8 protein-coding genes are annotated in these 8,349 nt (G+C 71.9%); 2 read left to right on the forward strand and 6 right to left on the reverse strand.

The window, feature by feature from the left end:
• Positions 1 to 164 precede the first annotated feature (164 nt).
• On the reverse strand, positions 165 to 584 hold the full coding sequence (locus AB0C02_RS33115) for a VOC family protein (protein WP_357553161.1): 420 nt from the start codon (positions 582 to 584) through the stop codon (positions 165 to 167).
• Entirely contained in the window at positions 560 to 1,132 is a 573-nt protein-coding gene (locus tag AB0C02_RS33120; RefSeq protein ID WP_357553162.1) for a cob(I)yrinic acid a,c-diamide adenosyltransferase, read from the reverse strand. Before AB0C02_RS33120 ends, AB0C02_RS33115 begins: the two co-directional genes overlap by 25 nt.
• Between AB0C02_RS33120 and murA the strand changes: the two genes are divergently transcribed.
• Positions 1,131 to 2,570 (forward strand): UDP-N-acetylglucosamine 1-carboxyvinyltransferase, encoded by a 1,440-nt coding sequence (gene murA / locus AB0C02_RS33125; protein WP_357553163.1) that lies wholly within the window; start codon positions 1,131 to 1,133, stop codon positions 2,568 to 2,570. The two genes, AB0C02_RS33120 and murA, sit on opposite strands and share 2 nt — an antisense overlap.
• A 57-nt stretch (positions 2,571 to 2,627) precedes the next feature.
• On the opposite strand, the gene AB0C02_RS33130 is transcribed toward murA, so the two are convergent.
• Genes AB0C02_RS33130 through AB0C02_RS33140 form a run of 3 tightly spaced genes read right to left on the reverse strand, consistent with a single transcriptional unit; the run spans position 2,628 to position 5,145 of the window.
• Positions 2,628 to 3,440, reverse strand: coding sequence for an alpha/beta hydrolase-fold protein (locus AB0C02_RS33130; RefSeq protein ID WP_357553164.1), 813 nt, complete (start codon positions 3,438 to 3,440; stop codon positions 2,628 to 2,630).
• A gap of 14 nt (positions 3,441 to 3,454) precedes the next feature.
• Entirely contained in the window at positions 3,455 to 4,300 is an 846-nt protein-coding gene (locus tag AB0C02_RS33135; RefSeq protein ID WP_357553165.1) for an ABC transporter permease, read from the reverse strand.
• Positions 4,300 to 5,145 carry an ABC transporter ATP-binding protein gene (locus AB0C02_RS33140; protein ID WP_357553166.1) on the reverse strand — a complete coding sequence of 282 codons (846 nt, stop codon included), beginning with the start codon at positions 5,143 to 5,145 and terminating at the stop codon, positions 4,300 to 4,302. Before AB0C02_RS33140 ends, AB0C02_RS33135 begins: the two co-directional genes overlap by 1 nt.
• A gap of 151 nt (positions 5,146 to 5,296) precedes the next feature.
• Between AB0C02_RS33140 and AB0C02_RS33145 the strand changes: the two genes are divergently transcribed.
• Positions 5,297 to 7,303, forward strand: coding sequence for a protein meaA (locus AB0C02_RS33145; RefSeq protein WP_357553167.1), 2,007 nt, complete (start codon positions 5,297 to 5,299; stop codon positions 7,301 to 7,303).
• 15 nt (positions 7,304 to 7,318) lie between these two features.
• Here the strand turns inward: AB0C02_RS33145 and AB0C02_RS33150 are convergent, their stop codons facing one another.
• Positions 7,319 to 7,597 (reverse strand): DUF1540 domain-containing protein, encoded by a 279-nt coding sequence (locus AB0C02_RS33150; RefSeq protein WP_357553168.1) that lies wholly within the window; start codon positions 7,595 to 7,597, stop codon positions 7,319 to 7,321.
• Positions 7,598 to 8,349 lie beyond the last annotated feature (752 nt).

Genomic DNA, 8,349 nt, shown 5'->3' on the forward strand with positions numbered 1-8,349 from the left:
TCTGGCTCCCGCGCGCCCCCGCGCCCCCCCCCCCCCCCCCCCCGGGGGCCCCCCCCCCCCCCCCGGGGGCCCCCCCCAACGGCGTCTTGCAGATCTTGGAGAGTTGCCGTTCGAGGCGAACGGAAACCCTCCAAGATCTGGAAGTGAAGGCGGCGGCCGGGCGGTCACTCCGGCTCGGCGACCAGTTCCACCTCGTACCCTTGGCCGTCCGTGAGGTAGGCGGCGTACGTCTGCGGACCCCCGGCGTGCGGATGGCGGTCCGGGAAGAGCAGCTCCCACCCGTGCCCGGGGGCCGCCGAGACCAGCCGGTCCACGGCGGCCGGCGAGCCGGCGTGGAAGGCGAGATGGTTGAGGCCCGGCGCGAGCCGGTCGTGCACCCGGCCGCTCAGCGCCGGGGACTCCTCCAGAACCAGGTACGTGGGGCCGAGCCGCCAGGACCGGCCGGCCGGCCAGTCCTGGTGCGGGGTCCAGCCCAGCTCGCCGAGAAGCCAGCCCCAGCTGCCAATGGCGGCGGCGAGATCGGGTACCCAGACCTCGACGTGGTGCAGCCCGCCGACGGTCAGCGCTTCCCGCCCGGCACCCATAGCACATCTCCGTTCGGATTTGCCGTTCTTGCCAGGATAAAGAACAGATCGGAGAGCCGGTTGAGATACTTTGCCGGGAGGGGGCTGGTCCGCTCCGGGTCGTGCGCGACCAGGGCCCAGGCCGCGCGCTCGGCGCGCCTGGCGGTGGTCCGTGCCACGTGCAGCAGCGCCGCGCCCGCGGTGCCGCCGGGGAGGATGAAGGAGTCGAGCTTGCTCAGGCGCCCGTTGTACTCGTCGCACCAGCCCTCGAGGCGCTCCACGTACTCCTCGGTGACCCGCAGCGGAGGGTACGCCGGGTCCGGCTCCACCGGGGTCGCCAGGTCTGCGCCGACGTCGAACATGTCGTTCTGGATCGACTCCAGCACCGCCCGCAGGTCGTCGCCGAGCTGCCCGAGGGCGAGCGCGACGCCGATCGCGGCGTTGCACTCGTCGACGTCCGCGTACGCGGAGATCCGCGGATCGGTCTTCGGCACCTGCTCGTTGTTGCTCAACCTGGTCATGCCGGCGTCGCCGGCCTTGGTGTAGATGCGCGTGAGGTGGACGGCCATGACGCACAGCCTACGGATACCGGACCTGACCTTCCCGGCGCGGCCGGGACGGACGGGCTGGACGCCCGGCGTCGGGTCGGGCGATGCCGGCGCCCCGGCGAGCTGCGACGTCGACGTCATCCGGGTACGCGGTGAGGCCCGGCTGACCGGCACGGTGCACGTCGTCGGAGCGAAGAACTCCGCGCTCAAACTGATGGCCGCCGCGCTGCTCGCCCCGGGGCGCAGCGTGATCACCAACGTGCCCCGGATCACCGACATCGCCATCATGGGGGAGGTGCTGCGCCGGCTCGGCTGCGGCGTACGGTTCGCCGCCGACGACCCGGTCGACCCGATGGCGGCCCGGGGCGGGACGGAACGATCCCGGTCGGTCGTCATCGACGTACCGGAGCAGCCCGGCGCGGAGGCCGACTACGACCTGGTCCGCCGGCTGCGCGCGTCGATCTGCGTGCTCGGTCCGCTGCTGGCCCGTCGGGGGTACGTGCGGGTGGCCCACCCGGGCGGGGACGCCATCGGCTCGCGTGGCCTGGACATGCACATCGCCGGGCTGACCCGGATGGGCGCGGAGATCTCCGGCGAACACGGTTTCGTCATCGCCGAGGCCCCGGACGGGCTGCACGGCGCGGACATCGTGCTGGACTTCCCGAGCGTCGGCGCGACGGAGAACCTGGTGATGGCGGCGGTGCTGGCCCGCGGCGACACGACGATCGACAACGCGGCCCGGGAGCCGGAGATCGTCGACATCTGCTCGATGCTGATCCGGATGGGGGCCCGGATCGAGGGCGCGGGCACCTCCACCCTGCGCATCGTCGGGGTGCCCGAGCTGCGCCCGGTCCGGCACGCCACGGTGGGGGACCGGATCGTCGCCGGTACCTGGGCGTTCGCCGCCGCGATGACCCGTGGGGACGTCACCGTGACCGGCATCGACCCGGCGTTCCTGGGGGTCGCGCTGGACAAGCTGGTCACGGCCGGCGGCCTGGTGGAGACCCGGGGCGACGCCTTCCGGGTACGCGTGGACGACCGTCCCAACGCCGTTGACGTGGTGACCTTGCCGTATCCGGGCTTCGCCACCGACCTGCTGCCGATGGCGATCGGGCTGGCCGCGGTGAGTGACGGCGCGTCCCTGATCACCGAGAACATCTTCGACGGCCGGTTCATGTTCGCCAACGAGATGATGCGGCTCGGCGCGGACATCAAGACCGACGGCCACCACGCCCTGGTCTGCGGCCGGGACCGCCTCTCCGGCGCCCCGGTACGCGCCACCGACATCCGGGCCGGCGCCGGCCTGATCATCGCCGGGCTGTGCGCCGACGGGGTCACCGAGGTCTCCCATGTGCATCACGTCGACCGCGGCTACCCGGACTTCGTCGCCGACCTGCGGGCGCTCGGTGTGGAGGTGGAACGCGGCACCGCGCCTGAGGAGCCCGACCTCGCCATCTGACGCCCGCGCCGACAGGCCGGCCGGGGGCGGTCCGGGCCGCCGGGCCGGCCGGGGGCGTCATCCCGTACGCGGTGTGGTGAGCGCCGTGCCCAGCAGGGCGAACGCGTCGGGGATGACGGTGCCCCAGTAGGCGAAGTTGTGCCGGCCGTCGGTCCACTCGGCGCGTACCGGGGGCTCGGGCAGCGCCTTGGCCAGGGCACGGACGTCCCTGAGGAAGTTGTCCTGCCGGCCGCACCACAGGCCGACCGGGGTGCCGCGCAGCTTGTCGACGTCGGCGAAGACCGCGTCGCCGGGGCGTACCGCGGGGGAGAAGGCGGCCACCGCGCGCAGCCAGCCCGGGTACGCCTCGGCCAGCAGCAGCGCGCCGAAGCCCCCCATCGACCAGCCCCAGGCGGCTGCTCGGTCGGTGTCGAAGCCACGCCGGGCGCACCAGTTGGGCACCTCCTCGCGCAGCATCCGCTGCGGGTCGTCGTCGCCGGAGCGGCGCCAGGCGAGCCGGCCGCCGGTGGCCCCGGCGAGTACGAAGGGCGGGGTGCCGCGGCGTACCGCGTCGGTGAGGAAGCGGGCGAGGCCGAACCGCCCGTAGTCGCGGGGGGTGGCCGAGGCGCCGTGCAGCACCAGGCAGACCGGCAGGCCCCGACCGTCGCCGTACCCGTCGGGGACGGCGGTCCAGAAGTCCACCTCACGGCCCCGGGCACTGGAGGCGATGCGGATCAGCCGTTCGTCACCGGCCGGTGCGTCGGGCAGGTCGGGTGCCGGCCCGGAGCGGGGGCGGGACAGCTCCCGGGCGGCGAGGCCGCCGACCACGGCGACGGCGGCGGTGCCGGCTCCGACCGCCAACAGCCGACGCCGGGTCAGGGTGTGCGCCATGCCGGCTTTCCCGCTCAGCCGTCGCGTTTGGTGGTCCAGCGGAAGGTGGTCAGGCAGAGCACCAGGCCGATCACGCACCAGAGCCCGAGGACGAGGGCGACCCGGCCCAGCTCGAATGAGCCGCCCGGCTCCTGTGTGCCGAAGCTGTCCGGGAGGAAGACCGAGCGCAGCCCCTGGCACATCCACTTGAGTGGGAACAGCGCCGCCACCTGCTGCATCCAGCTGGGCAGACTGGTGAAGACGAAGAACACCCCGGAGATGAATTGAAGTACCAGCGCGACCGGGGTGACCACGGCCGAGCCGCTGCGGGCGGTGCGGGCCAGCGAGGACATGGCAATGCCGCAGAGGGTGAAGGCGGTGATGCCGAGCGCGGCGACCCAGCCGAAGGTGAGCCACTTGGCGGCCGTGTCGGGCAGCTTCAGGTCGAACAGCAGGACCGCGACGAGCAGCAGCAGGGCCGTCTCGGCGACACCGACCGCCACCACCATGATCACCTTGCCGGCGAAGTACACCCACTTCGGCATCGGGGTGCCCCGGTAGCGCTTGAGCACGCCCCGGTCCCGCTCGATCGGGATCCAGATGCCGAGGTTCTGGAAGCTCACCGTCATCAGGCCGGTCGCGATCATGCCGGTGACGAAGTATTGCGTGAACTTGACCCCGCCGCCGAGCTCGCCTTTGAAGATCGAGGCGAAGACCAGGATCATGATGATCGGGAAGGCCATCGTGAAGACGACGGACTCCCGGCTGCGCAGGAACTGGGTGATCTCCATCCGGCCCTGCCGCAGCGCGAGCGCGCCCGGCCCGAGCCCCCGGGCCGCAGGAGCGGTGACCGGGGCCGCCGGCTTTGTGGTGGTCGTCATCAGCGTCCGATCATCTTGAGGTAGACGTCTTCCAGGGTCGGTCGGGTCACCGTGAGGCCCGGGACCTCGCCGCCGAAACGCGCGGCCAGCTCCGCGACCAGCGCCGTCGGCGTGGCGCTCTCCGCGGTCTCCAGCGCCCCGCCCGGCGTACGCCAGGAGACCGTGGTCAGGGACTCGTGCCGGTTGCCCAGCCGGTTGGGCGGGGCCACCTCAACCACGCGCCCGGCGGCGATCACGCCGACCCGGTCCGCCAGGGCCTCGGCCTCGTCGAGGTAGTGCGTGGTCAGCACGATGGTGGTGCCGGCCGCCGCCAGGTCGCGGATCAGCTCCCAGAACTCCCGCCGCGCCTCCGGGTCGAACCCGGTGGTCGGCTCGTCGAGGAAGAGCAGCTCGGGGCGGCCGACGATGCCCAGCGCCACGTCGAGGCGGCGCTTCTGCCCGCCGGAGAGGGTGTGCGTACGAGCCCTGGCCTTGGCACCCAGCCCGACCCGCTCGATGACCTTGTCCGGGTCGTCGGCGCCCGGGTAGAAGCCGGCGAAGTGTCGCACCACCTCGGCCACGGTCAGCTCGTCGAACTCGCCGGTGCCCTGCAGTACGGTGCCGACCCGGGAGCGCCAGTCGGGAGTCGCGTGGGCCGGGTCGACGCCGAGCACGCGCACCTCGCCCGCGTCGCGCTGCCGGTAGCCCTCCAGGATTTCCACGGTGGTGGTCTTGCCCGCGCCGTTCGGGCCGAGCAGGGCGAACACCTCGCCCCGGTGGACGTCGAGGTCCACGCCCGCCACCGCGACGTTGTCGCCGTACGCCTTGCGCAGTCCCCGTACGGAGATCGCCAGCTCATCATCCATGCCGTCCAGTGTGCGACTGCGGCGCATCCGCTGTCGGCGCGGGGTGTGGTGGTGCCGCCCATGGTGCGCCGCTCGTGCCCGGTGGTCCGCTCCATGGATCTGTGTGGTTTTCCACAACCCGATCTACTTAACGGTAACTTAGACTCCGGCCATGGGCGAGAATGCCTCTCCTGGCTGGCTGCCGGAACGCGACCGGCCGTGGGTGATGCGCACGTACGCCGGGCACTCCTCCGCCGCGGCCACCAACGCGCTCTTCCGCCGCAATCTGGCGAAGGGGCAGACCGGTCTGTCGGTGGCGTTCGACCTGCCCACCCAGACCGGGTACGACCCGGACCACGAACTGGCCGCCGGCGAGGTGGGCCGGGTGGGCGTGCCGGTGGCGCACCTCGGCGACATGCGGACCCTCTTCGAGGGCCTCCCGCTGGCCGGGATGAACACCTCGATGACCATCAACGCGCCGGCCATGTGGCTGCTCGGCCTCTACGCCACGGTCGCCACCGAGCAGGGCGCCGAGCTGGCCCGCTGTGCCGGCACCACGCAGAACGACATCATCAAGGAGTACCTGTCCCGGGGGACCCACATCTTCCCGCCAGCCGCGTCGCTGCGACTGACCGCGGACGTCATCGCGTACGCGCTGCGCGAGATGCCGAGGTGGAACCCGGTCAACATCTGCTCGTACCACCTGCAGGAGGCCGGCGCGACGCCCGTGCAGGAGGTCGGCTTCGCGCTGGCCACCGCGGTCGCCGTGCTCGACGCCGTGCGCGACTCCGGCCAGGTGCCCGCCGAGCGGCTGGGCGACGTCGTCCAGCGGGTCTCCTTCTTCGTCAACGCCGGGGTGCGGTTCGTCGAGGAGATCGCCAAGATGCGCGCGTTCGGCGCGCTCTGGGACGAGATCACCCACGACCGGTACGGCGTGGCGGAGGAGAAGCAGCGGCGTTTCCGGTACGGCGTGCAGGTCAACTCGCTCGGCCTCACCGAGGCCCAGCCGGAGAACAACATCCAGCGCATCGTGCTGGAGATGCTCGGCGTCACGCTCTCCCGGGACGCCCGCGCCCGCGCGGTGCAGCTGCCCGCCTGGAACGAGGCGCTCGGCCTGCCCCGGCCCTGGGACCAGCAGTGGTCGCTGCGGATGCAGCAGGTGCTGGCGTACGAGTCGGACCTGCTGGAACATCCGGACCTCTTCGAAGGCTCGCACGTGATGACCGCGCTGGTCGACGACATCGTGGCCGGCGCCAGGTTGGAGCTGGAACAGGTGCTCGAGATGGGCGGCGTGGTGGCCGCCGTGGAGACCGGCTACCTGAAGAGCGCCCTGGTCGCGTCGCTCGCCGACCGCCGTCGCCGGATCGAGGCCGGCGCCGACGTGGTGGTCGGCGTCAACCGGTTCACGGAGACCGAGGCGTCGCCGCTGACGGCGGCCGGGGCCGGGGCGATCGAGCGGGTCGACCCGGCCGTAGAGGCGGCCGCCGTCGACGGCGTACGCGAGTGGCGGGCCGGTCGGGACGCGGTGGCCGTCCGGTCGGCGTTGGCCCGGCTGCGAGCGGACGCCGCGACCACGACGAACCTGATGATCGCGACTCTGGAGTGCGTGCGGGCCGGCGTGACCACGGGCGAGTGGGCGGGTGCGCTACGCCAGGTCTTCGGCGAGTATCGGGCCCCGACCGGCCTCTCCGCCGCCGTCGGGTCCGGTGGCGACGCGGGGCTCGCGGCGGTCCGCGAACGGGTCGCCGCCACGGCACGCGAGCTGGGCAGCGGCCGGCTGCGGCTGCTGGTCGGCAAGCCTGGCCTGGACGGGCACTCCAACGGTGCCGAGCAGATCGCGGTACGCGCCCGCGACGCCGGCTTCGAGGTGGTCTACCAGGGCATTCGGCTGACCGTGGCGCAGATCGTTGCCGCCGCGGTCGAGGAGGACGTGGACCTGGTCGGCCTCTCGGTGCTCTCCGGCTCGCACCTGGCCGCCGTGCCGGCCGTGCTGGACGGGCTGCGCGCCGCGGGGCGGGCCGACCTACCCGTGGTGGTCGGCGGCATCATCCCGGCCCGCGACGCCGAGGCCCTGCTCGCGGCCGGTGTGGCCCGGGTCTTCACCCCGAAGGACTTCGCGCTGAACAACATCATCGACGAGTTGGTCACGGTGATCCGTCAGTCCAACAACCTCGGCTGACGGCGGCAGCGCGCCTCAGCGGCTCTGGTACGTCATGCAGTCGGCCAGTTCCCTCGCCGGACCAACGGTGATCGCCGCGGCGTGGCACTCCAGGTTGGAGTTGTGCTGGCAGTCGGAGCGCTGGCAGGCACCCACCTGGGCGACCAGTTGCTCGTTACCGCCACGCACCGGCGTCTCGATGAAGGTGTGGCAGCGCGCGTGCTCGCTGCTGCCGATCGTGATGGCGAAGGCGTGGCAGTGGTTGGTGCGGTTGTAGGCGCAGGAGGCGACGGTGCACTCCTCGACTCGAGGCATTCCCACCCTGTTCGCCTCCTTTATGCGCTCCTGGCCCAATTCTAGGCGCGTACCTGGCCTCCCGCTCCCGGTTTCACCCGGTTCATGATCTGCGCAGTTTCCCCGCAAGTGCTGCCTCCCGCCACCGCGAGGGGCCACTTTCAGGGAAGTTGTCCGGATCTTGCCAGCATCCCCCGGCCCGGCGCCTCGGTCACCGCAGTCTTGGCCGCCGCACGGGTTGTCTGGATCTTGCCGGCGCCCCGGCCGGGTGCGGGTTATCCGGGTCTTTCCGGTGCGCCCTGACCCAGTGCGAGTTGTCCGTATCTTCCGGATATGCCCCTTACCCATGACGGGTGGCGTGGTGTGGGGTGGGTGTGCGGTTTGTGGGGTGTTGCGGGCGGCGGGCGGCATCGCGGGGCCGGAATGCCGGGTGGGGGTCGGTCGTTGAACATGGGTGCACGGCCGAGGAGGACGCCCCCGCCTGGCGGGGTGCGTGAGGCCTGGAATGATGGTGGGCTGCCGGTCGTTGTACATGGTCCCGGCGCCGCGTAGAGGCGAGCTTCCTCGCCCCGTGAGCCAGCCGGTTGAAGACTTTCCCCCCTTTGAGCGCCTGACGTGGTGCTTGCACGCCCTTGCCCACCCCTATGGGCTGGTGTGCCAACCCCCGAATGGAGCTTTGTCATGAATTCGATGCTGCGTAAGAGCATTCTTGGTGTTGCTGGTCTGGCTTTCACCGGTGGTGTGTTCGCTGGTCCGATCGCCGCTCACGCTGC

Origin of the sequence: Micromonospora sp. NPDC048999 (genome assembly GCF_040649295.1) — a bacterium.
GTDB lineage: Bacteria > Actinomycetota > Actinomycetes > Mycobacteriales > Micromonosporaceae > Micromonospora.